The 23,131-nt window shown below is 66.0% G+C and carries 23 protein-coding genes; 16 read left to right on the top strand and 7 right to left on the bottom strand.

Annotated features, from left to right (window positions below; all coding sequences use genetic code 11):
- Window positions 1-84 precede the first annotated feature (84 nt).
- Together H535_RS0112335 and H535_RS0112330 are read left to right on the top strand one after the other, a co-directional pair.
- Window positions 85-570: a MarR family winged helix-turn-helix transcriptional regulator gene (locus H535_RS0112335; RefSeq protein ID WP_035769413.1), complete on the top strand. Its 486-nt coding sequence runs from the start codon at window positions 85-87 to the stop codon at window positions 568-570.
- A 423-nt stretch (window positions 571-993) separates the two neighbouring features.
- Complete coding sequence (locus H535_RS0112330) at window positions 994-1,842, top strand: Rossmann-fold NAD(P)-binding domain-containing protein (protein ID WP_026819791.1); 849 nt, start codon at window positions 994-996, stop codon at window positions 1,840-1,842.
- 23 nt (window positions 1,843-1,865) lie between these two features.
- Here H535_RS0112330 and H535_RS0112325 read toward each other — a convergent pair whose 3' ends face one another.
- Window positions 1,866-3,392, bottom strand: a complete 1,527-nt coding sequence (locus tag H535_RS0112325) for a TIGR01777 family oxidoreductase (protein WP_026819790.1) — start codon at window positions 3,390-3,392, stop codon at window positions 1,866-1,868.
- A gap of 368 nt (window positions 3,393-3,760) precedes the next feature.
- On the opposite strand from H535_RS0112325, the gene H535_RS0112320 reads away from it, so the two are divergent.
- The 3 genes from H535_RS0112320 to H535_RS0112310 all read left to right on the top strand — a co-directional run bounded on the left by H535_RS0112320 (window position 3,761) and on the right by H535_RS0112310 (window position 5,727).
- A complete protein-coding gene (locus tag H535_RS0112320; protein WP_245580289.1) occupies window positions 3,761-4,537 on the top strand; it encodes a hypothetical protein in 777 nt (258 codons plus the stop codon).
- A 196-nt stretch (window positions 4,538-4,733) separates the two neighbouring features.
- Complete coding sequence (locus H535_RS25155) at window positions 4,734-5,195, top strand: sortase domain-containing protein (RefSeq protein WP_035769412.1); 462 nt, start codon at window positions 4,734-4,736, stop codon at window positions 5,193-5,195.
- A gap of 127 nt (window positions 5,196-5,322) precedes the next feature.
- Window positions 5,323-5,727, top strand: coding sequence for a hypothetical protein (locus H535_RS0112310; protein WP_026819788.1), 405 nt, complete (start codon window positions 5,323-5,325; stop codon window positions 5,725-5,727).
- Between the two features lie 170 nt (window positions 5,728-5,897).
- Here H535_RS0112310 and H535_RS0112305 read toward each other — a convergent pair whose 3' ends face one another.
- A complete protein-coding gene (locus tag H535_RS0112305) occupies window positions 5,898-6,557 on the bottom strand; it encodes a response regulator (RefSeq protein WP_026819787.1) in 660 nt (219 codons plus the stop codon).
- Window positions 6,557-8,449 carry a sensor histidine kinase gene (locus H535_RS25150; protein ID WP_245580288.1) on the bottom strand — a complete coding sequence of 631 codons (1,893 nt, stop codon included), beginning with the start codon at window positions 8,447-8,449 and terminating at the stop codon, window positions 6,557-6,559. Before H535_RS25150 ends, H535_RS0112305 begins: the two co-directional genes overlap by 1 nt.
- A gap of 222 nt (window positions 8,450-8,671) precedes the next feature.
- Here H535_RS25150 and H535_RS0112295 point away from each other — a divergent pair, with 222 nt between their 5' ends.
- Genes H535_RS0112295 through H535_RS0112285 form a run of 3 tightly spaced genes read left to right on the top strand, consistent with a single transcriptional unit; the run spans window position 8,672 to window position 11,724 of the window.
- Entirely contained in the window at window positions 8,672-9,700 is a 1,029-nt protein-coding gene (locus tag H535_RS0112295; protein ID WP_081416644.1) for a Bug family tripartite tricarboxylate transporter substrate binding protein, read from the top strand.
- Complete coding sequence (locus H535_RS25145) at window positions 9,697-10,206, top strand: tripartite tricarboxylate transporter TctB family protein (protein ID WP_051299137.1); 510 nt, start codon at window positions 9,697-9,699, stop codon at window positions 10,204-10,206. Before H535_RS0112295 ends, H535_RS25145 begins: the two co-directional genes overlap by 4 nt.
- A 3-nt stretch (window positions 10,207-10,209) precedes the next feature.
- A complete protein-coding gene (locus H535_RS0112285; RefSeq protein WP_026819785.1) occupies window positions 10,210-11,724 on the top strand; it encodes a tripartite tricarboxylate transporter permease in 1,515 nt (504 codons plus the stop codon).
- A gap of 111 nt (window positions 11,725-11,835) precedes the next feature.
- On the opposite strand, the gene H535_RS0112280 is transcribed toward H535_RS0112285, so the two are convergent.
- On the bottom strand, window positions 11,836-12,024 hold the full coding sequence (locus H535_RS0112280; RefSeq protein WP_026819784.1) for a dihydrofolate reductase family protein: 189 nt from the start codon (window positions 12,022-12,024) through the stop codon (window positions 11,836-11,838).
- 62 nt (window positions 12,025-12,086) lie between these two features.
- Entirely contained in the window at window positions 12,087-12,305 is a 219-nt protein-coding gene (locus H535_RS0112275; protein ID WP_026819783.1) for a PLD nuclease N-terminal domain-containing protein, read from the bottom strand.
- Between the two features lie 210 nt (window positions 12,306-12,515).
- Between H535_RS0112275 and H535_RS0112270 the strand changes: the two genes are divergently transcribed.
- From H535_RS0112270 to H535_RS25140, 4 genes are all read left to right on the top strand, one after another.
- A complete protein-coding gene (locus H535_RS0112270; RefSeq protein WP_035769411.1) occupies window positions 12,516-13,616 on the top strand; it encodes an NAD(P)/FAD-dependent oxidoreductase in 1,101 nt (366 codons plus the stop codon).
- A 257-nt stretch (window positions 13,617-13,873) separates the two neighbouring features.
- On the top strand, window positions 13,874-14,455 hold the full coding sequence (locus H535_RS0112265; protein ID WP_026819781.1) for a sugar O-acetyltransferase: 582 nt from the start codon (window positions 13,874-13,876) through the stop codon (window positions 14,453-14,455).
- Window positions 14,456-14,677: 222 nt separating this feature from the next.
- Window positions 14,678-17,035 carry an FdhF/YdeP family oxidoreductase gene (locus H535_RS0112260; protein WP_026819780.1) on the top strand — a complete coding sequence of 786 codons (2,358 nt, stop codon included), beginning with the start codon at window positions 14,678-14,680 and terminating at the stop codon, window positions 17,033-17,035.
- Between the two features lie 44 nt (window positions 17,036-17,079).
- Window positions 17,080-18,492 (top strand): MFS transporter, encoded by a 1,413-nt coding sequence (locus H535_RS25140; RefSeq protein ID WP_081416643.1) that lies wholly within the window; start codon window positions 17,080-17,082, stop codon window positions 18,490-18,492.
- 363 nt (window positions 18,493-18,855) lie between these two features.
- Here H535_RS25140 and H535_RS0112250 read toward each other — a convergent pair whose 3' ends face one another.
- Window positions 18,856-19,173, bottom strand: coding sequence for a DUF6457 domain-containing protein (locus H535_RS0112250; protein WP_026819779.1), 318 nt, complete (start codon window positions 19,171-19,173; stop codon window positions 18,856-18,858).
- A 287-nt stretch (window positions 19,174-19,460) separates the two neighbouring features.
- Between H535_RS0112250 and H535_RS25135 the strand changes: the two genes are divergently transcribed.
- The gene (locus tag H535_RS25135; RefSeq protein ID WP_051299134.1) at window positions 19,461-20,084 is read left to right on the top strand and encodes a class I SAM-dependent methyltransferase; all 624 of its coding nucleotides are present in this window, start codon (window positions 19,461-19,463) and stop codon (window positions 20,082-20,084) included.
- Here the strand turns inward: H535_RS25135 and H535_RS0112240 are convergent.
- Entirely contained in the window at window positions 20,081-20,842 is a 762-nt protein-coding gene (locus H535_RS0112240) for a GntR family transcriptional regulator (RefSeq protein WP_026819778.1), read from the bottom strand. The genes H535_RS25135 and H535_RS0112240 overlap by 4 nt on opposite strands.
- Window positions 20,843-20,898: 56 nt before the next feature.
- Between H535_RS0112240 and H535_RS25130 the strand changes: the two genes are divergently transcribed.
- The 3 genes from H535_RS25130 to H535_RS0112225 are packed head-to-tail and all read left to right on the top strand — an operon-like array spanning window position 20,899 to window position 23,079.
- On the top strand, window positions 20,899-21,681 hold the full coding sequence (locus H535_RS25130) for a DsbA family protein (RefSeq protein WP_035769408.1): 783 nt from the start codon (window positions 20,899-20,901) through the stop codon (window positions 21,679-21,681).
- Window positions 21,681-22,559: a cytochrome c biogenesis CcdA family protein gene (locus tag H535_RS25125; RefSeq protein ID WP_035769406.1), complete on the top strand. Its 879-nt coding sequence runs from the start codon at window positions 21,681-21,683 to the stop codon at window positions 22,557-22,559. Before H535_RS25130 ends, H535_RS25125 begins: the two co-directional genes overlap by 1 nt.
- Entirely contained in the window at window positions 22,546-23,079 is a 534-nt protein-coding gene (locus tag H535_RS0112225) for a hypothetical protein (RefSeq protein ID WP_155838673.1), read from the top strand. Before H535_RS25125 ends, H535_RS0112225 begins: the two co-directional genes overlap by 14 nt.
- Window positions 23,080-23,131: the final 52 nt, after the last annotated feature.

Genomic DNA, 23,131 nt, shown 5'->3' with positions numbered 1-23,131 from the left:
TTCGCGGCCTTCACCGGACGACCGGCCGGAAGGTATGATCCAAAAGTGTCTCCATCATGGAGATACTAGCAACGAGGTGAATGCATGACCAACAACGAGCGCGACGACGCCGGGATCCCGGATAACGCCCGGCCGCTATTGCTGTTGCTGCAGCAATTCACCGTGGAGAGCAACCGGTTTGTCGACCAGCTTAGCGGCAAACACCACCTGCACCGCACCGATTTGAATGCGCTGGCAGCAATCATTGCCTTCGTGCAGCGGGGCGAAGATGCAACACCCGGACGGCTGGGCGAAAGCCTCAATCTAAGCTCACCCGCGACGACGGCACTGCTCGACCGGCTCAACCGTGCCGGCCACATCAACCGTGAGCGCAGTGAGCAGGACCGCCGCCAAGTGCACTTGTCCATCACCGACCTTGCAGCCAGGACAGGTAAGGAAATGTTCGCCCCGCTTTCCCGACACATCGGCGAGGTCATAGTCGGCTACTCCGAAGAAGAACGAGCGCTCATCGAACGCTTCGTGGGTGAGGCTATTGGGGCCACGATTGCCGCCCGGGACGACGATGCCTAGCTGAGTGCTCCCCCGGGCAAAGCTCCTCCAGCATGAGAAGACAGCCTGCGGCGGTGCAAAGTGCTGGTGGCGCGACCGAAACCCCGAGCCAGCTAGTTGGCCACGCCCCGCGCTCCGCGCAACTCTCCCGCCGAAAAGCTATGCGCGCGTGTTTGCCGGTTGGTTCCGGGAGACCATAGCGGCGAGGTTGTCCAGTGAAGATTCGAGATCTTCCTGCGGAATGGCCGGACCGTTCCTCTTTGTGGTCTCAGCACACCGAGGGCCCGATGTATCCCGGAACGCGGCAGCGAGACTGTCGACAACATCCGGCCGAGTGGCGTGCCATAGCATCAGTAAGCGAAGATAACAGGCAGGAACTCCTGCATTCAGGGGCGAGATAAGCACCGAACGATCCGCAGCCACTGCCAACGAGGAGGTGAAGTCGTGAGTGTGCTCATTGCCGGATGCGGCGACCTCGGTACCGAGATCGGCCTGCGCTTCGCCGATGCCGGCTACCAGGTAGCCGGCATCCGTCGCTCACCCGAGGTACTGCCGGACCCCATCACCGGCCTTCGCTGCGACCTGGCAACCCAACGTCCGCCGGTGCCGACCGAAACGAAGATCGTGGTGATGGCCACCTCGCCCGACGCGCGAACCGAAGACGCGTATCGTGCGGCCTACCTTCGATCACTCGAGCATCTGCTCGACGGGCTGGACGCGGCTGACACCACAGTGGAGCGAATGATCCTGGTCTCGTCGACGGCCGTGCATGACACTAACGACGGCGGCTGGATCACCGAAGACTCGGCCACCGAGGCATCCACCGCCACAGCCGCAGTTCTGGCCGAGACCGAGAGGCTGCTGCACGCACGGTTGCCTCAAGCGACCATCCTGCGGTTGGCCGGCCTCTACGGGCCGGGACGAACCCGGCTCATCGATCGGGTCCGCACCGGCACGGCGCAGCTTCCGTCGACCAAGCGGTACACCAACCGCATCCACCGCGACGATGCCGCCGCGGCCATCGTGCACCTGGCAACAGCTGTATCTGATCCGGCCTCCGTCTACCTGGGCGCCGACGACGAGCCCTGCCCGCGAGCCGACGTCATGCGTTTTCTGGCCGATGAAATCGGCGCCACACTGCTGCCGGCAGCCGACAGTGGTGACCTCAACGCCCCGTCAGGCAAGCGGGTGAGCAACCGGCGCTTAACAGGCACCGGCTTCGCTCTCCGGTATCCGACGTACCGGCACGGCTACCGCGCGATTCTGTCGACCGATGGCGTCCGGCATCCCTGACCGGGACACCCGTTAGTGGTCAACTAATCTTGTGGGCTGCGTCCGAGAACGTGGCGCAGGGCAGGCTCGAGGCTGCGGTGGCGGAATTCGTAGCCAGCCGCCTCGATTTTCGCCGACGAGACCCGCTGGTCCGCGGCCGCCAGCTCGCGGGCGCCCTCGGGCCCAAGCAGCAACTTCGGGCCCACACCCGGAACCGGAACGGCTGAGGGCCGGTTCAACACCCGGCCCAGCGTGTTCGCGTATTCCCTGGCGGTGACCGGCACCGGGGCGACGGCGTTGACTGATCCCGACACCCGCGCATCGAGCACGGAATGAGCGTAAATCCCGGCCAGGTCGTCGAGGCTGATCCAGCTGTGCCACTGGCCGGCTCCGAGCGGGCCTCCCACCCCGGCCACATACAGCGGCAGGAATCGCTGCAGCATCATCCCGCCCGGGCACTGGCTGATCCCCGTGCGCACTTTGACCACCCGCACACCGGCCCGTTCGGCCGGCGCGCAGGCGGCTTCCCAGTCTCGGCAGAGCCGGGCCATGAAGTCATCCCCGGCCGGCGCGTCCTCGCTCAGCGGCTCGGCCCTCGACTGCGGCCCGGATAACGGTCCTGCCGCATGCGGGTCGGCGCCGTAGTAGCCGATGGCGGAGGCGTTCACGAGCGTGCGTTCGCGTCCGTCTGCCGAGAGCGCCGCAAGAGCATCGACGAGCAGGGCCGTTCCCGTCACGCGGCTGGCATACATGCGCTTCTTATTGGTCTCGGTGAACCGGCCCAACGGCGAGCCGGAGACGTTGACGACGGTGTCACAGGCCGCCAGCTGTGATGGATCCAGCCACCCGGAGGCAGGATCCCATTCGACCTCATCGTCGGACCGTGCAGGCCGTCGCACGAGTCGGATCACATGGTGTCCACCGCCGGCCAACAGCGCACACACTTGCGTGCCGACGGCGCCCGAAGCACCGGCGACGGCGACGGTGAGCGCCGGACCGGGATGGGCGGCGTGAAAGTGCAGGTCGCCGAGCAGCTGCCGTTCGCGGTAGCGGAAGATCCTGTCCATCTCGTCGGCGAACCTGTCCCGTATCCACCCGCTCAGCCGCCGTCCCACTCCGGACTCGCGTAGCCGCGAGACCAACGGCAGCTCATAATCGACCCTGTCGGTCATGACGGTGCCGGTCTCGCCGGACCTCAGTTCATGGTCGTCGAAGATGTGGACGTGCTTCCATCGACGCAGGGGTCCAACGGCCATGACGTCGGTGAAAGACCGGCCCGGATCGTGGTCGACATGCCGGGCCGTCCAAGGCAGTTCGGGGCGGACGACGCCTGGCCTGCCCACCGCCGACGCGATGGTTCCTGCGACCCCCGACAGGCCAAGCCCCAGCTTCCCGGGCGCGCCGACACTGATCTGCGCCGTCGACCCTGCCTCGATCCCGGCGTCGGGCTCGCGACGCACGCTGCCCGAGAACGGCGGGCTGAGCCGTTGCAGCGCCCCCGGACGCGCAAACCAGGCAAAGACATCCGCCCGCGGATGCGGGAGGCTCGTGCGGTACTCGAAGACAGCCATGGACTCATCATGACAGGAACCATTCACCGGCACAGTAGACGCTGGCCGTTCCGACGACACCCCAGGCTTGTTCCATAAGCCGGACAATGCAGATTGAATTGTTGTGATCCGGCCTTGCCCACCCGAACATCAGTGGTTTCGGCGGGCTCAACAACCTCACGGACTATCCGGCAGGTATCACAGGCGAATAACAATCAGTGGGCTTGGTGTTCCGCTGGCGCCCTGCCTGTGGCAGGGTCGTGACCGGTGATACTCAAAGTGACGGAAGTTTTTGGTTTTCTGACCCATCCGTGACGGGGTTCACGACGAAGCACTGGTAGCGTGCCCAGGATTTGGGTTCGTACGTATCCCTCATGAGGAGATCGACGATGAAACTGATGAAGAAGACAATGCTGCTGGCACCGGCTGTTGCGCTGGGCCTGACCGCCATGGGAGCGGCCCCGGCGATGGCCGATCATGCCGAGGGCTCCTACTCGACCATGTTGAATCAGGTCAACAGCAGCGGCGCCTCCGGTGAAGCCTGGGTCACTGTCGAAGGCAGCCAGGCCACGGTGACCATTGAGACGTCCGGGCTGGCCGAAACGTTCAAGGATGCCGCTTACCCGCACGTGCAGCACATCCACATCGGCGCGCAGGGCACCTGCCCGACGATGGCCGATGACGCCAACGGTGACGGTGTGATCAGCACGGTCGAGGGCAAGCCGGCCTACGGCGCGATCGGCACCACCCTGTCGGTCGGAAGCGCGGCCAAGGACGCTTCGACGGCCACGGACGTCACCGTTGCCCCCTCGGGCAGCTCCTACACCTATAAGGAGACGTTCGAGCTGAACGAGAAGACCCAGGATGCGCTGGCCAACGGCACCGCGGTGGCCGTGGTCCATGGTCTGAACCCGGCCAACCAGCCCGCCGCGGCCACGGAAACCATGAGTGGCCTGCCCGGCGCCGCGAAGCTGCCGTTGGCTGCCACGGCTCCGGCACTGTGTGGTCCGCTGCAGATGATGCCCGCTGGCGGCGCTGACACCGGTGTCACTCCGACCGAGCAGGGCGGTGCCAATGAGATGGGGATGTACGCCCTCGGTGGCGGTCTGATCGCCGCAGCCGGCGCGGGCTACGCCATCCGCCGCTCCAAGGTCGCCGCCCGGTAAGGCACGGCCCCGGCAACAGATCCACAGTGATCGAGCCTAAGAGCGACCGTCGCCTCCGCTTCCAAGCGGGGGCGACGGTCCTCTTATGCCTGCTGGCCGGCTGCGGACCCACCGATCAAGGAAACGGCAACCATCCCGATGGCCGCCCGAGCCCGGCTTCAACCGCCAAGGCACCGGCCAACCGACAGGCACGGCGATGGACGCCTCCCGACCGGTCAGCCTCACCATCGGGGCACTGGACCGCACCTCTAAGATCATCGAAACCGGCCTGCGTGACGATCGGACGCTTGAGGTTCCACCCGAGCACGAGGGAGCCCCGGCCAGCTGGTTCACCGGCTCCCCCACCCCAGGCCAGAGGGGCCCGGCGGTGTTGCTCGGACACGTCAACTCCACCGCCGATGACAGCGGCGTCTTCTACAACCTCGACGCCCTCGAACAGGGCGATCAGATCAGCGTCACCCGCACAGATGGCACCCGGGCCATTTTCGAGGTATACAAGAGCGAGCTCTACCCGAAAAACGACTTTCCCACGAAGGCCGTCTACTCCCCCACACCAGGGGCCGAATTGCGGCTGATCACCTGCGACGGATTCACCGCATCCTCCGGAGACTTCGTGAAGAATCTGGTCATCTACGCCAAGCTGGTCGACACCGCATAACTCTGTCTCGCAGTCCCGCCCACTTGCCCGGTGAAGAATTTTCGGTTCATACCAATCCGGTAACAGGATCGCACCGAACCCCTGATGTCCTTCAAACACCGATAGGAAAATCATGGAGGCAATAACAATGCGGAACTTTTTCACGAAGTCTCTGGCAGTCAGCGCGGTCACAGGTGTGGCATTGGTCGGCGGAGCCGGAATGGCCAGCGCCGATTCCGGTGACAGTGTCGAGTCGACCATGAACGAGACCACGAACCAGGTCAACGACAACCGCATCGCTGACAGCGGCAACGTCTCGCTGGACAACATCCTCAACGATGCAGTCGACGTCGGTGATGTCGCCAGCGGCAACAACGTGCTCAGCGGCATCGGCACGTCCGTGACCGACAATCTGGACGGCATCCTCAGTGGCAATGACACTGAGGTGAACGCCAACCCCGATGTGGACTCCACCGTCGACGCCGACAGCTCGTCACAGAGCAGCACTGACCGCGGCGAGAACAACGAGTCCCTGCTGGGCGGACTGCTCTAAGCACCCGCAAGAAGACAGCAGCCCGGCAGGACTGCACATGTGGCACCCGCTCCCCCTCCTCTGGGGCGGGTGCCACTTTTTATGCGGCCCCAGGCGGTTCTCAGACCAGCCGCTCATGCCAACGTGAAGCCGGTCAAGCCAGCGGGCCTCGCCGTGGCAGTACGCGTAGCCTATTGCGCCAGCGTGTAACGGTGCTCGGGGCGGCCGGTGTTGCCGTACCGCAGCTGGATGTCCACTGCGCCGTCGTCCACCAGCGCCGACAGGTAACGTTGCGCCGTCGCCCGGGAGACGCCGATGTGCCGGGCCACGGCCATCGTTGAATACTGCTCGCCGGGTTGCAGCGCCTCCAGCACCGCAGTCTCCGTGGCCGATCGCGCCCGGCTGGTGCCCCCTGGCTGCGAAGGGTTGAGCGTCCGCACTGCCCGCTCGATGGTGTCCTGATCCACGGTTTGCTGGCCCGGCAGCATCCGCCGATACCGCGCGTATGCCCGCAACCGCTGGGTCAGATCCTCGGCGGTGAATGGCTTGATCAGGTACCCAATCGCGCCGCGGCGCAACGCCTGCCGTACCGATGCCGCTTCGGCCGCAGCGCTGAGGATCAGCACGTCGGTGTCCAGGGTCGGAAGCAGGTCCAGGCCGAAGGCGTCGGGCAGGTAGACATCCAACAGCACCAGATCCGGGTGCTGGGTGTTGGCCGCCCGCAACGCTTGTTCGGCGCTGCCCACAGGGTTCAGCGGCTTGAATCCCGGGACGGAGTCCACATACGTCGCATGCAGCTTCGCCACGTGGAAATCGTCGTCGACGATCAGTACGTGTATTTCCTCACTCATCATGTCCTCTCGCCCGCCAACCCGGCACGTGCGGCGTCATCAGGCTTCCCCCGTTCCGTTGCGCGCCGTTGATCCGCCGGTTCCCGCCGTTCGACCGTCTCCGGCAGCCGGGCGCAGAACACCGCACCCGGACCGCCGACCTGTCCGCCGTCGGCCAACCACACGTCTCCGGCGCGGTCCCGGGCGATCTGCCGGCACATCGACAGTCCCAGCCCCTGGCCATGTGCGTCGAGCGGCGTGGCCGACGCCGTCGAATATCCGTCGGCGAAAATCAGTTCCGGATCCGTTGCCCCGTCGCCTGAGTCCGCGACCACCAGATGCAGCGTACCCGGCGGGCGGCCGTTGGCACCGGGATCCCGGTCCTGTTCATCGCCGTCTCCGCCCGAACCCGGCCCCGTCCCACCTCCGCCCGGAGCCTCGTCCGACCCGACGCCCGGCGCCGGGTCCGGTTCATCCAGCAAATCGACCTCCACCCAACGGTCCGGGTTGCTGCCGTGCACCGCCGCTTGAACAGCGTTATCGATCAGGTTCCCGATCACCGTTGTCACGTCGTGCGGATCGCTGACCCGTCCGCGCACCAGCGTCTCCTCGCCGATCCGCAAGTGCACGCCGCGCTCCCCTGCTTCAACGCTCTTGGCCCCGATGAACGCCTGCAGGTATGGGTCACCGAGTTGTTCGGCCTGCTCCACCGGGAACTTCAGCGGTCCGGTGGCGAGCAGCGAACCGACGTATTCCTTAGCCTCGCGGTTGTTGCCAATGCCGAGCAGACCCGCGACAGTGTGCAGCCGGTTGGCGAACTCATGGCGCTGGGCCCGCAGCGCCGTCGTCATCGAACTGACCGCCTGCAGTTGCCGGGTCAACGACTGCATCTGGGTCCGGTCGCGGAGCATAATCACGGTGCCCAGATCCTGCTCCGCACCGCCGCGGCGTCCGCCGGTGCGCACCGCGCGCGAGGTGAGGATCAGCACCCGGGAACCGATCACTTCTTCGGTCGACGGCGACTCGGCGTTGGCGCCATCGGCCAACCGGGATAACGACGGGGGCAGGCCGGCTTCGGCCAGTGGCTGCCCGACGACGTCGTCGCCGTCCCGCAGCCCCAGCAGCCGTCGTGCCTCGGCATTGACCACGGTGATGATGCCCTGGGCGGAGATGCCGACCACCCCTTCATCGACGCCGCGCAGCACTGCTTCCTGGTCCTGCGCCAGCGCTGCGATTTCCTCGGGCTCCAGCCCCAGAGTCAGCCGGCGCAGCCTGCGCACCAGCAGCCAGGACGCCACCAGCCCCAGACCCAGCGCCCCGACGCCGGTGATGGCGACCGGCAGGATGTCAGCGGCGACGTTCTCCAGCACATCCGACATGGCAAAGCCGACGCTGACCTCGCCCACCACGATCTGCTGCGAGCCCGGCGCGTAGATCGGGACCTTCGCCCGGGCGGACAGCCCCAGGGTGCCGATTTCCTGATTGGTGACTTCCTCGCCTGCGAGCGGTTTGGACGGATCGGTACTCACCCTGTGCCCCAGCCGTTCGGGGTTCGGGTGGGTCAGCCGGATGCCCTGATCGTCGGTAATCACCACGAACAAGGCCCCGGTGCGGGTGCGCACATCCCTGGCCAGCGGCACCAGCGGATCATTCAGCAGCTGGGAGGTGGGCAGTGCCGCGGCATCGGCGGCCGTGAGCCGGGCAGCCTCAGCCCGGACCTGGTCGGTGGTGGCCAGCGTACGGGCAACGGATAGCGCCCGCTCTTCAGCCTCCAGCCCGAGGCGCTGATACGTCAGCCAGCCATGGACCCCTGCCGTCACCAGCACCACCAGGACGACGACGGCCAGCTGCAGCAGCAGGATTTGTCCGGCGAAATTCAGCCGTCGCTTGCGTATGGCCGATGCAAGACTCACGCACCCTCCGTCCTGGGTTGAATGTCGATTCCGATGGCGGCTGCCGGCGCTTGAGCACAATGCGCAAAAGCCACTTAATAATCACTATGCGTTGAAAGTGGGATAAACCACCAGCAGTGATCCGGGCCACTATATCGTCTATAGCGCAGCTCACAGCAGCGGGGATTACGCCGACTGTGAGCTGAACACTATACGCACCTTAATGAGGAGGATGTGCCAAGAATGAAATCCCCCGGAATCCTTTCCAGGAAACGTCGGGCAGTCCGCTGGGCCGCGCCGTTGGCTGCAGGGCTGCTGGTGCTGACCGGCTGCGGCGGCAGCGGCTCCGGTGGCGGCGGCGAAGCTGCCGCCGACTACCCCACTGAAACCGTTGAGATCATGGCACCGGCCGATCCCGGCGGCGGTTATGACATGACCGCCCGTTCCATCGCCCGGTCGTTGACCAAAGGCGGCGTCATCGAGTCTGAAGCCAAGGTCTACAACGTCCCCGGCGCTTCCGGCACGACCGGCCTGACGCAGTTCGTCAGCGAGAACGCCGGCAACCCGCACCAGCTGATGGTGGTCGGCAAGATCCTCGTCGGCGCGATCCAGCAGACCGACTCGCAAGTCACGCTGGAGAATACGACGCCGATCGCCCGACTGGCTGCCGAGTATGACGCGATTGCGGTTCCGACCGATTCCAAGTACAAGACGCTCGAAGACCTGATGAAGGACTTCAAGAAGAACCCCGGCAGCGTCGCCTGGGGCGGCGGATCCGTCGGCGGCGTGGACCAGATCCTGGTCGCAAAGCTGGCCGAGGCCGTCGGCGTCAAGCCCGGCAAGATCAACTACATCCCCTACTCCGGCGGCGGGGAACTCACCCCGGCCATCCTTTCCGGCGACGTGGATGCGGCTGCGTCCGGCCTGGCGGAATTCGCCGACCAGGTTGCCGCGGGCAAGATGCGGCTGCTGGCCGTCTCCAGTGAAAAGCCGCTCGATGGAGTGGATGCGCCAACCATCAAGGAAGCAGGCTACGACGTCTCCATTGCAAACTGGCGCGGCATTGTGGCACCGCCGGAAATCTCCGATGCCCAGCGCGACGCCATCGTGGCCAAGATCGAAAAGATGCATGGCACCAAGGAATGGAAGCAGACCCTCGAGTCCAACAACTGGGAGGACTACCTGATGACCGGGGAGAAATTCGCCGACTACATCAAGGCCGAGGATAAGGACATCACCGGGACCTTGAAGGACCTGGGGATCATCGAGTGACAACCGAAGTAGAGATCGACGCCGGGCGGCCCGCACGGGGCACGCTTGGCACCAGGATCGCCGCCGTCGTCATCCTTATGGTGGCGGCGGTGGTCCTGGCCGATGCCATCCGTATTGCCACCGAAGGCGGCTTCGGCCCGTCACAGCCGGGATTCTTTCCGCTGATTGTCGGGGTCGGACTTGTCGTGTTCGGCATCGCCTTCCTGCTGCGCACCACCGCGATGCCGGACCTGCCGCTGCGCGCGCAGGCGCAGGAAGAACATGCCGGAACGCGCTGGCGGACATTGTGGACGGCAATCATCGGGCTGGTGGCTTACGCCTACCTGATGGATCCGCTGGGCTACATCATCGCCACTACGGTGTTCTTCGCCGCGATGAGCCGGGTTGCCGGCAGTCGCAAGTGGCTGCGCGACGTCGTCGTGGCCGTGCTGTTCGCGACCGCGGTCTACTTCGGTTTCACTGAACTTCTCGGCGTGCGCCTGCCCGCCGGATTACTGGGGATTTAACCTATGGATGTATTCGTCGATCTGGCCAATGGCTTTGCCAACGCCTTTTCGCTGCAGTATCTGCTGTACGCCGCCGTCGGCGTCACCATCGGCACCTTCGTCGGGGTTATGCCCGGTATCGGGCCTGCCTTGGCGCTGGCGCTGCTGCTGCCGCTGACCTACGGGTTCGACCCGACCGGCGCGCTGATCATCTTCGCCGGGATTTATTACGGCTCGCTCTACGGAGGGGCGATCACCTCGATCCTGCTGAACACGCCCGGGGAAGCGGGGTCAGTGGCGACGGCGATCGACGGCCATCCGATGGCGAAGAACGGACGGGCCGGACCCGCTTTGGCCACGGCTGTCATGGGTTCCTTCTTCGCCGGGATCATCTCCACGCTGGGGCTCACGTTCCTGGCGCCGCTGGTGGCGAACCTGGCCACGTCCTTCCAGGCCACGGACTACTTCGCGCTGATGGTGCTCGCGTTTGTGTCAGTCACCGCACTGGTCGGGTCCTCGTTGATCCGCGGCATGATCAGCCTCTTCCTGGGGCTGTTCGTCGGCCTGATCGGGCTGGACTTCCTCACCGGCCAGCAGCGTTTCACCTTTGGTTCGCCGCAATTGCTGGGCGGGGTCGACGTGATCATCATCGTCATCGGCCTCTTCGCCATTGGCGAGGCCCTCTATGGACTGGCCAAGCTGCAGTTGACCAAGGAGGAAACGGTCGAATTCTCCGGCCGGATCTGGTTGAACAAGGCCGAGCGCAAGCGCGTGTGGAAGCCGTGGATCCGCGGCGGACTGCTCGGATTCACCTTCGGGTCCATGCCCACCGGCGGCTCCGAAGTGCCGACCTTCCTCTCCTACAATCTGGAGAAGCGGCTTTCGAAGCACAAGCATGAGTTCGGCAAGGGCGCCATCGAAGGTATCGCCGGGCCCGAAGCTGCCAATAACGCTTCCTTCTCCGGCGTGCTGGTGCCGCTGCTGACTCTGGGGATCCCGACGTCGGCCACGGCAGCCATCATCCTGCACGCCTTCCAGATCTACAACATCCAGCCCGGTCCGCAGCTGTTCGAAACCTCGCCGGACCTGGTGTGGACGTTGGTCGCGTCGCTGTTCATCGGCAACGTGATGCTGCTGGTGATTAATCTGCCGCTGGTCAAGGTGTGGATCAAGATCCTCGCGATTCCGAAGACCCTGCTCTACACCGGAATCCTGGTGTTCGGCATCCTCGGGGTGTATTCCATCTCCGGGTCGCTGGTCGAGGTGCTGATCGTCTGCATCATCGGCGTCGCCGGGTTCTTCATGCGGGTCTACGACTTCCCCGTGGCCCCGGCCATCCTCGGTTCGATCCTCGGCCCGATGATGGAAACCCAGCTGCGCCGCGCGCTGTCCATCAGCCAGGGCGACTTCTCGGTGTTCTTCACCCGGCCGCTGACCGTGGGGATCCTGATCGTCGCGGTGCTGATCCTGGTGCTGCCGTCCGTGCTGCCGAAGCTGATGCGGAAACGGGCCGACGTCGACCGGGTCGGGGCGGAGTAACCTCGGGCCGGTTCCACCCGCACCAGAATCGCCGGTTCCCTGAATCCTCGCCGGTCCGCTAAACAAACGATGCCCTTGCCTAAGGACACGCCGGTTGCAACCGGCTGATCCTTAGGTAAGGGCCGATTCTGTGAGCGACGGTTCTCGAGGGCTGCTCAGCGCGCGGTTGTCCGGGTGCTCGGGCGCGTCGGCCACGTACGGCCAATACGAGCTGAAGCCTTCAAAGGAGTCGCGGCCCAGCAGTACGACGTCGGCCGCCTCGATCCGCTCCCGGTTGTAAGCGTCGAACGCCGGATCCATGTTGAGGACCAGCGGATTGCCGTCGGCGGCGTAGAAGCCGTCGACGGACGAGCCCGCCGCCCCTACCGCTTCCGGCCAAAGATGAAGTAGCAGATCGGCCCGGCGATGTTCACCAACGAAGCCACCGCCCAGGCGAGCTTGCTTCCCCTGATCCTGCTCTGCGGCCGCCGGGCGATATCGATCAGCGCGGCGGCCAGAAGTATCAGCTGCATGGCGACGGCTCCGGACACGCCGCGCCGTTGTTCTTCGGACAAATCCGTCCAGGACTTGCGTTTGGCCATCAAAGTTCCTTCCAGAAACCAGCGTACGGTCGCGCCGCCGGTGGGATGCTTCAAGCGTAGCCAGAGAACTTTGCCAAAGCCATGGGTACCCGCAATCGCCCACCCGCCGCGGAACCCGCTTGCACCCCCGTCGGCCAGCTTCCTACCATGAAGCATGCTTACCATCCACCATCCCGACTGTCGGTTTGCCGTCCTGCCAGGGGCCTGCAGATGAGCCACGGGAGTCCCGACGTCGCCGTCGTCGGCGCCGGGATCGTCGGATTGTCGACGGCGTTCGCCCTCAAGCAGCGCGGCGCACAGGTCACGTTGTTCGACCCCGCTCCCCCGGGCAGCGGCCAATCCGCCGGTCAGTCCCGGCTCTTCCGGCACGCCCACAACGACCCCCGGCTGGTCGACTTCGTCCGGCACAGCCGTGCACTCTGGCGGCAATGGGAATCAGATTGGGGCGTTGAGCTGATCTCCGACGGCGGGTCGGTCGCCATCGGTCCGGCCATCGATCGGAAACGGAAGACACTCGACCCTTTCAACGACATCCCGGTGCGCACCCTGGACCCACCGGAGCTTCGTCAGAGGCTGCCGATCCTGGCGCCCTGTGAGCAACCGGCAATGCTCGACGTCGACGGCGGAGCCATCCGTGCGCTCTCAGCCATCGGTGCGCTGGCAGATCGGCTGCAGGACGAACTCGTCGCCGATCATGTGCTGTCCGTCCGACCGGTTTCCGACGGACAGGCTGAGGTGCGCACCGGCACTCGATGCGACGACTTCGAGCACGTCGTGGTGTGCGCCGGCCGCGGCACTGCGACCCTCGCCCGTGGTGCCGGAATGGCGATCCCGGTGGAGGTCGCCGCGCACGTGAGGCTCACCTTCCCCGTCCGCGGCGACGCCCCCGAGCGGCTGCCCACGTTCCAGGACGGCAGCGGCGCCTTCGGTGAAACCGGCGTCTACGCCTCGCCGTACCCCGGCAACCGGTTCTATTCGGTGGGTCTCAGTGGCACGGCCCAGGTGTCCGACGACGGCAGCCTCGCCGACCCGGCAGAACTCGCGGCAGTAGCGGACCGGACCACCGAGTACGTGGAACGGGCCCTGCCCGGACTCGAGCCGCGTCCGGTGGACTACGTGCACTGCTGGGCGACCACGCTTCCGTGGGGTGAGGACGGTGTCGGCGTCTGGTCCGCCAACGGGGTGAGCGCCGTCGTCGGACATAACCTGTTCAAACAGGCGCCGGCGCTCGGCGAAGCACTGGCTCAAGCGGCCGCGGGCGACGGGCTGCCCGAACAGCTCCGGCCGGAAGCGCGCCTCGGCCACGACTGAGGGCTCCCAAGGCGCTATTCTTCCTGGCGCGAAACTTCCGATTCTCGATCCGACGGGCACGACAACGGGTCTCCGGTGTGGCCGTGGGCGGCGAAGCGTTCGGCCAGGGAGTAACTTTGCGGCTTCCAGGTACTAAGCGGCCGAAATCGAAGTCTTCTACTCCCCAGACGCACACGCCGGTCCGGCCAGGCACGCCCCGCACGGCCCCGGTTCCCGCCCCGTGCCATCCCCGGTTCCCGCCCCGTACGCTGGAAACCATGGCAGAGATCAACCACGACGACCCCCGCACCATGCGCGAGCGGATGCTCGCCGGCGACCCTTACATCGCAGACGACCCCGAACTGGCCGAAGCCAGCATGCGCGCCGAGGACCTGACAGCGGCCTACAACGCCACTACCTCACGCCAGGGACCGCTGCGGCGCCAACTGCTGGAGGAGCTGCTCGGTTCCATCGGCGAGGACACGGAGATCCGCCCGCCGCTGCACGTCGACTACGGCACGCAGCTGAGCATCGGCGCGCGATCCTTCGCCAACTGGGGTCTGATGGCCGCCGACGTCGTGAGCATCCGCATTGGCGACGACGTGCAGATCGGTCCCAACGTCCAGCTGCTGACCCCCACGCATCCCATCGAAGCAGAGCCACGGCGCAACAAGTGGGAAGCGGGCGAGCCGATCACCATCGGGGACAATGTCTGGCTCGGCGGCGGCGTCATCATCTGTCCCGGCGTCTCCATCGGCGAAAACACCGTCGTCGGCGCCGGTTCCGTGGTGCCGAAAGACCTGCCAGCCAACGTGGTCGCGGTCGGCAACCCGGCCAGGATCATCAGGGACTTACCGTAACGACGACGGGCCGGGCGGTGCCTGCTCAGGGTACGGGCCACCGGACGGGGACGACGACGGCGGGACGCCTGCCGTCGTCTTCGAGTCGCAGGCGGGGCACTGCCCCTGAAAAGCCGGGCATCCATTGCGGCGCCGTCCCTTTACTGCTAGGCCTTAAGGAAGCACCTCGTTCCATACGAGCATGCCATCAACATTGGCGCTGATGAGCAAAGGGGAAGCACAATGACCCGCAATGAAACCCAGCCGGACGAAGCGGTACTCGAAACTGACGAGAAAGACGTCGAAGTCAACCCGCCGAAGGGCTGGGCCGCCGGAATTCCGGGGATCTACCAAGCCATGCAACCGGCCGTGAAGCACATGGGGCCGGTCATCAGCGCCAAGACGCTGCTGTCCATGAACCAGCGGGACGGTTTCGACTGTATGAGCTGCGCCTGGCCGGATCCCGACCACCGCAAGACGTTCGAGTTCTGCGAGAACGGGGCCAAGGCCGTCACCTGGGAGGCGACTCCCGTCGTCGTCGGCTCCAATTTCTGGTCCGAGCATTCCGTCACCGACCTGCTCGAGCGTTCCGAGTACTGGCTGGGGATGCAAGGGCGGCTGACCGAGCCCGTATACAAGCCGGCCGGCGAAGACCATTACAAGCCGGTGACCTGGGCCGAGGCGTTCTCCATCATCGGCAGGAAACTGAACAGCCTGGACTCCCCGGACGAAGCCGCCTTCTACACCAGCGGGCGCACCTCCAATGAGGCCGCCTTCGCCTACCAGTTGTTCGTGCGCGGATACGGCACCAACAACCTGCCGGACTGCTCCAACATGTGCCACGAATCCTCCGGCTGGGCGATGGGACAGACGATCGGCGTCGGCAAGGCCACCGTGACCTACAAGGACTACGAGCAGGCCGACCTGATCATCATCATGGGCCAGAATCCGGGAACCAACCATCCCAGGATGCTGACCGCCCTGGAAGTGGCGAAGGAGAACGGCGCGGAAATCGCGGCGGTGAATCCGATGCCGGAAGCAGGCCTGAAGCGGTACAAGAACCCGCAGAAGGTCAGCGGCATCGTGGGCAGCGGCACGGAGATGGCGGACCAGTACCTGCAGGTGCGGCTCAGCGGGGACATGGCGCTGATGCAGGCGGTGACCAAGCGGGTGCTCGACGCCGAGGCGAAGAACCCGGGGACGGTGCTGGACCACGACTTCCTCGAACGGCACTGCCAGGGTCTCGAAGAACTCAAGGCGCACCTGGACAATCTGGACGAGGCCACCGTATTGGAGGCCACCGGGCTGCGCAGCGAGGAAATCGACGAGCTCGCGGAGCGGTACATGCGCGCCAAGAAGGTGATCGTGACCTGGGCGATGGGACTGACGCAGCAGAAGAAGGGCGTCGCCACCATCAAGGAGATCATCAACCTGCTGCTGCTGCGCGGCAACATCGGCAAACCCGGCGCCGGGGCCTCCCCGATCCGCGGCCACAGCAATGTGCAGGGCGACCGCACCATGGGCATTTGGGAGCAGATGCCGCCGAAGTTCCTCGACGCCCTGCAGACCGAATTCGGCTTCGACCCGCCCCGGGAACACGGCGCGGACTCGGTCCAGACGATTGAGGCGATGCGCGCCGGCGACATCAGGTTCTTCATGGCGGTCGGCGGCAACCTCGTCGCGGCGATCTCGGATAGCGCCGCGGCCGAGGATGCGATGCAGTCCGCGGAGATGACCGTGCAGGTGTCCACCAAGCTCAACCGGTCACACGCCGTCGTCGGCGCCGAAGCCCTGATCCTGCCCACCAAGGGCCGCACCGAAATCGACCGGCAGGCAAGCGGCGAGCAGTTCGTCTCGGTCGAAGACACGGTCTGCGCGGTGCATCCGTCCTGGGGCAAGGTGGAACCGGTCGCGGCCGGGCTGCTGTCCGAGGTGTCAATCATCAGCCGACTCGCACGGGAGACGCTTGGTGACAAGGTCGACGTCGATTGGTCGGGTTTCGAGCGGAACTACGACGTGATCCGTGACCACATTTCCCGGGTGGTGGACGGGTGCGAGAGCTACAACGAGAAGATCCGCCAGGACGGCGGCTTCGTCCTGCCCCACGGACCGCGTGACACCCGGACCTTCAACACCCCCACCGGCAAGGCCATGATCACGGTCAACGAATTGGAGCACGTGGAGCGTCCTGCCGGGACGCTGATCCTGCAGACCCTGCGCTCGCACGACCAGTTCAACACCACCATCTACGGGCACAACGACCGCTACCGCGGTATCCGCAAGGGCCGGCACGTGGTGTTCGTCAACCCCGAGGACCTGGCCGAGCTGGGCATCGACGACGGACAGCTGGTGGACGTGCACACCGTCTACACCGACGACCAGGAGCGCGTGCTGCGGCAGTTCCGCGTGGTTTCCTATCCGACGGCCCGAGGTTGCGCGGCCGCCTACTATCCTGAGGCCAACGTGCTGGTACCGCTCGGACACGTCGCAGAGGGCAGCAACACCCCGGTCTCCAAGGCGGTCATCATCCGGCTGGAGCCGGCGTCGGAACCTGAGGAAAGCACGACGACGGCAGGCGCCGGGGTGGCCGCCGGCGCCTGATACCCGGTGCGCACGAACACGGCGCATCGACAGAAAGGAAGGCGATGCGCCGCCCCGGTGGACGAGTGCTGAAAACCCACGGCGGGGACGAACGCCGGGAACCGGACTACGACGCCGCCCGGCTGCAGCGCCGCGTGGTCAAGGTGCTGTTCACCGGCCAAATCCTCGGCGGTATCGGCTTGGGCGCGACCCTGTCGCTGGGTGCCTTGCTCGCGGCGGAGATCTCCGGTTCCAACGCCTGGTCCGGCATGGCCGCCACCATGAGCACCCTGGGCGCGGCGCTGAGTGCGGTCCCGCTCGCGCGGCTGGCGCGGGCGAAGGGCCGCCGCATCTCGCTGTCCACCGGCGCCCTGGTTGCGGCCGCCGGCGCGTTGCTGGCGATCACGGCTGCCGCCCTTTCCGTCTTCGCACTGCTGCTGGCGGGCATCCTGATGCTCGGGGTCGGCGCCGCCGTCAATTTCCAGTCCCGCTTCGCCGCCACCGACCTGGCCGACGACCGTTCCCGCGCACGCAGCCTCGCCGTGGTGGTGTGGTCGACGACGATCGGCGCGGTGCTCGGCCCGAATCTTTTTGAACCCGGCGAAGTGGTGGGCGCCTTCCTGGGCCTGCCGCCGCTGACCGGGGCCTTCACCTTTTCGGTGGCCGCGCAGATTGGGGCGGCGCTGATCTTCGTCGTCGGGCTGCGCCCGGATCCGCTGCTCACTGCATTGGAGCGCGACCGCGTCGAATCACAACCCGTCCCATCACCGGCGGCAACCCCGCCGCCGTCCGGAACCGCCGACGACGGCCCAGTCGGCACAGCCGGTCCGGCCGCACCGCCCGCTCCATCCGCACCGGCCGCTCCATCCGCTCCATCCGGTCCATCCAAGCGTTCCGGCGGACTTGCGGTCCTGCGCGCCAACCCGGGTGCCCGCTATGCTGTCGCCGTCGTCGCCCTCAGCCACGCCACCATGGTCTCGGTGATGTCCATGACCCCGGTGCACCTGTATGAGCACGGCGCCACCCTGTCGATCGTCGGATTCACCATCAGCCTGCACATCGCCGGGATGTACGCCCTCTCTCCCATCTTCGGCTGGCTCGCCGACAGATACGGACGCACACCGGTCATCGTCAGCGGCCAGATCGTGCTCCTCGCGGCGCTGGCGGCGGCCTACCTCGGTGCCGGGAACACCGTCCTGGTCGGCGTGAGCCTGATCCTGCTCGGCCTCGGATGGTCCGCGTCGATCGTGTCCGGATCCGCGCTCGTTGCCGAGTCCGTCGCCGTGCCCGAGCGCCCGGCCGTGCAGGGTGTCTCGGACATGTCCATGAATCTGGCCGGGGCACTCGGCGGGGCGCTGGCCGGGCCTACTCTGGTCGCCCTCGGCTACGGCGGACTGGGTCTGGCGGCGATGGTCCTGGTCGCGGTCGTCCTGGTCTGGACCGCCGCGCGGAACCGCTCGGCGGTCCCGGTCTCGTAACGCCACGGCCCGGCCTCGCAACACCGCGGGTTCACATCATGCCGGCGGCCGAATGACCCACAGCCGACCGGGGTCGCTTCCGCTGAACCCCGGTCGCTTCCGCCGCGCCGGGTCGCTCCAGCCACGAGCTACTGCCTTCCTGCTGCGTTTGGGGACTTCACATCCACGGCGCCCCGGATGCAGAATCCCTAAACGCAGCAGAATGACTTCGGGCGGGCCGGGCAGTGCACGACGGGGCGGAAACGCTCCCTGATGGGACATTCAACCTGCGGCGCCGCCGGTCAAATGTCCCAAAGCGGAGCGGATTGGCGCGTTCGGGGTTCGCCGGTGCGGCATCACAGGCCGGACGCACCACCGCCGAGGTTACTGGCCCGTGTCCGGCCAGCCTTGCTTGGCCGGACCGCCCGAATCGCCGTCGTCGCACAACTGCAGGACGACATCGGACGCCTGCTCGACCACACCATCCGGCCCCCTCTTGCCGCTCTGGGCCGCCAAACCCGCAGCGTAGCCAACGGCGAAGGTACTGACCGGCCCGGCCGAGGGCGTGGCCGATCGCGAAGACCGTTCAGCGACTTCCAGCAGCCGTGCGTGGTCGATTTTCAGGTCGAGGATCTGCAGGGCCTGGGTCACCCGCATGCTCCATTCGTTTAGCGCGGGATCTTCATCGTTGCTGTAAGCCATCGAAATCCCTCCATCAGAGTCAGGCAGTTCCCCTCAAGCCTTAGCACCGGCATGGCGAATGCACAATGGCCCGCCGGGAATACATACATGGAATTGACGCATCATTGTCGATATCCTCGACGGGCAACGGTTCCAACTCCGCAATAACCTCTCGGCCTGCGATGCCGCGTTCATCGTCCTGGCCGAAGCCTTCGAATGGCCCCTGGTGATACGGGATGCGAGGCTGGCAGGGGCTGTTGGCCACTCGGCCCAGGTCGAAGTACTTTGATGAGAGGGAGGCGAGACGAATGGACGAACACGGTTGGAATGAACGGTACCGCGGGGCACGTGAGGCCGGGCAGGATGCCGGGCTCTGGGCCACTCAACCGCACCAGCAGCTGCGGGAAATCGCCGGCCGGCTGAGCCTTGGAACGGCCGTGGACCTGGCCACCGGAGACGGCCGGAACGCCATCTGGCTCGCCGACCGCGGATGGGACGTCACCGCCGTCGACTTCTCCGCCGAGGGTCTGGACATTGCCCGCGAACGGGCCGAAGCCAACGGCCTCTCCATCGATTGGCGGCTGGGCGATGCCAATCAATGGGCACCGGGTCGGGAATTCGACCTGGTCACCATCACCTACCTGCACTTGGACGAAGCAGCCAACATCGCGGTGATCCGCCGAGCCTCGCAATGGGTCTCACCCGGCGGCACGCTGCTGGTGATCGGCCACGACAAGGAGAACCTCACGCGCGGCACGGGCGGACCGCCGGACGAGACGTTGCTCTACAGCCCGGAGATGCTGCGTGCGGCCACGCCCCTGAAGGTGGTGGCCGCGGAACGGATCGTGCGGAACACTTCAACGGATCCGGAAGGTCCGCAGGACACGGGTACGACGGCGATCGACACCCTGCTGCATGCCGTGAACGATTAGCCACCATCCTTCAGCCGACCAAACGACGTCGTCACCGCCAGCCGGTCGCCGAGGATGAAACTGCGGCGGAACTCGAGAGGCCGGTCGCCGCGGCAGCCGACGCGCTCGATGAACAACATGGGCGTACCGGCGTCGCGACCCAGCGCGAGCCCCTGTTCTTCGGTCGCCGCGACCGCGCTCAACTGTTCAGTCCCCCCATCGAGGACAATCCCGCAGACCTGGTCCAGCTCTCTGTAGAGGGCTGTGTGCGTGAAGTCCACTTCCAGCAGCGGGCGTACGACGGCGGCAGGCAGCCACACTTCATCGAGCGCCAGTGGCGCGCCGTCGCCATAACGGATCCGGGCGAGGTGGAAGAGTTCAGTGTCCGGCGCCAGCTCCAGCCGGGACGCGGCCCTGACGTCCTGGACGACGTGCTGTTCCAGCACCTGGCTGTGGTGCTCCATACCGGCCTCGCGCAGAGTGGCCAGCAGACTGTAGACCGGCCCGAAGGCGCGGCTCGCGCCCGCCACAACGCGCGGGTTGCGGCCGCGTTCGGCGCTGACATAGCCGCTTTCGCGCAGCGGCCGCAAGGCAGCGCGGATGGTTCCCCGGCTCACCCCGTACTCCTCGGCCAGCGACAGCTCGCCGGGAAATCCGGAGCTGAACTCGCCCTGCTCCATCCGACGGCGCAGGTCCGCATTTACTGACTTCCACAAGGGCCGTCCCGGCTCACGTTCCTTGCTCCGGCCGGCTGGCTTTACTCCGCTTTGTTGACTCACGTACCCTCGATTACAAATGTATAAACATTTTCCTGACCAACTCACCAGGAGCACAAGTGGCCCATAACCATCGACCCGCCCCGGAGAAATCCGCTTCGAGGAAGTTTACCTTCCTGACCATCGGCATCGTCGCGATCCTTGCCTTGCTGACGGCGGGCATTATCGGGTCAAAGATCGGTTCGTCAGGGAGCAATCCGGCCAGCGGCGGCGCCGAAAGCACCCAAGGCGGCCAAGGCGGCCAGGATCCGCAAAGCAGCCAGGGCGGTTCCAGCCAACAGACCGTTGACATGTCCCGGCGCACACCAGGAGACCCCACCGCCATCGGGGACGTGGACGCACCGGTGGTCATGATCGAATACTCCGACTACCGCTGCCCCTTCTGCGCGCTGTTCGCCCGGGATACCCTGCCCAAGCTGGTGGACAAGTACGTGGAAAGCGGCAAGCTGCGCATCGAGTGGCGCGACTTCCCGGTCTTCGGCGATCAGTCGATCAAGGCCGCCGTGGCCGGACGAGCCGCCGCGCAACAGGACAAGTTCTGGGACTTCAACAAGGTGGTGTTCGCTGCCGCTCCCGAACGCGGGCACCCTGACCTGCCGCCGGAGCGTTTGATCGAATTCGCGAAGCAGGCCGGCGTACCCGATATCGACCAATTCAAGGCCGACATGAAGTCGGACAAGCTCAGGCAAAAGGTCGTCACAGATGCGCAGGAAGCCGCGTCGCTGGGCGCCACCGGGACGCCGACCTTCCTGATTAACGGCCGCCCGCTCGTCGGGGCTCAACCGCTGGGCAACTTCAAAAAGGCGATTGAAGATGCCCTGGCCACTGCGGAGGCAAAGTAGTGGATATCGGCTACGCGGGGGCTTTCGCCGGCGGGATCCTCACCTTGTTCAGCCCGTGCTCGGCGCTGCTGCTGCCCGCCTTCTTCGCCTACGCGTTCTCCACCCCGCGCACACTGGTGGTCCGCACCGGCGTCTTTTACGCGGGCCTGGTCTCGACCCTGGTTCCACTCGGGGTATTCGCCGGGGTACTCGGCGGGCTGCTGACGCAGCATCGCTACGTGCTGGTGACGACGGCGGCGGTGCTGGTGATGGCCCTCGGCCTGGTGCAGATCCTGGGGATCCCGATGCCGGCCCTGTTCCGCCGCGGCGCACCATCGGGCACCTCCCGGCTGTCGGTGTATGTGCTTGGCGCCGTGTACGGCGTGGCCGGCGTCTGCACCGGGCCTATTCTGGGCTCGATCCTGACCGTCGCCGCCGTCGGCAGCAGCGCGGTGTATGGCGGAATCCTGCTGGCGCTCTATGCGCTGGGCATGGCACTGCCGCTGTTCATCCTCGCACTGGTATGGGACAAGCTGGGTATTTCCGGCCGGAGCTGGCTGCGGCCCCGCCCGCTGACCATCGGCCGCTGGTCCAACTCCTGGATCATGATCATCTCCGGGTTTCTGGCGATCGGAATCGGCGTGCTGCTGTTGCTCACCAACGGCACCGCGACCCTCGGCGGAGTGCTCAGCGTCGGCGACCAATTCGCGCTCGAAACCGCGATGAGTGAGACCATAGGATCGGTTTCCAACATCGCCTTCATGACCATCGCTGCTGTCTTGCTGGTGCTGGCAGCGCTGCTCTATCGACGTCGGATGCGTGCCCATCGTTCCAGTGGCAACCCCGCCGATAACGTGGGAGTGCAATCGACCGGAGGCAAGACTCGTGAAGACCGCTAGCCAAGTCCCGCGGAAGCCGGCACAGCTCCCCTTGGCGACGGCACTGCGGCGGTGGCCCGCACGGCGCTGGGTTGCCGCTGCCGGCACCGCCGTGCTGACGTACCTGGTCATTGCCATCCCCACCGACCTGATCGACACCCCGCTGTTCATCCGGGAGATCCCGCCCACCTGGTGGTCGGTGCCAGCCCTGATTGCCACCGCGGTGCTGACCGGCCTGCTGGTGGCCACCTACGTGGCGACGACGTCGGGAGCGCACCGTGGTGAGCAAGAGGGTTCGGACTCGGAGCGCGGGGAGAAAGACAAGGGGCGCTTCGGGGCCGCCGGCACCATCATCGCGTTCTTCGCCGTCGGCTGCCCGGTCTGCAACAAGCTGGTGCTGCTGGCGCTTGGCACCACCGGCGCCGTGCAGTACTTCGAACCACTGCAACCACTGCTTGCCGTGCTGTCCATTGGCCTGCTGGCGTGGGCCTTCGTCAAGCGCGCCAAGTCCGAGGACAACTGCCCGATTCCGGCCCGGTAGATTTTCCTCAGCCACTCCCACACGCTATACATCCCGCGACCATTGACGCCCG

Source organism: Arthrobacter castelli DSM 16402, assembly GCF_000430705.1.
In the GTDB taxonomy this organism is placed as follows: Bacteria; Actinomycetota; Actinomycetes; order Actinomycetales; family Micrococcaceae; genus Arthrobacter_C; species Arthrobacter_C castelli.
Note: the sequence above shows the minus strand (reverse complement) of the source record. Positions and strands in the feature narration are given on the sequence as shown.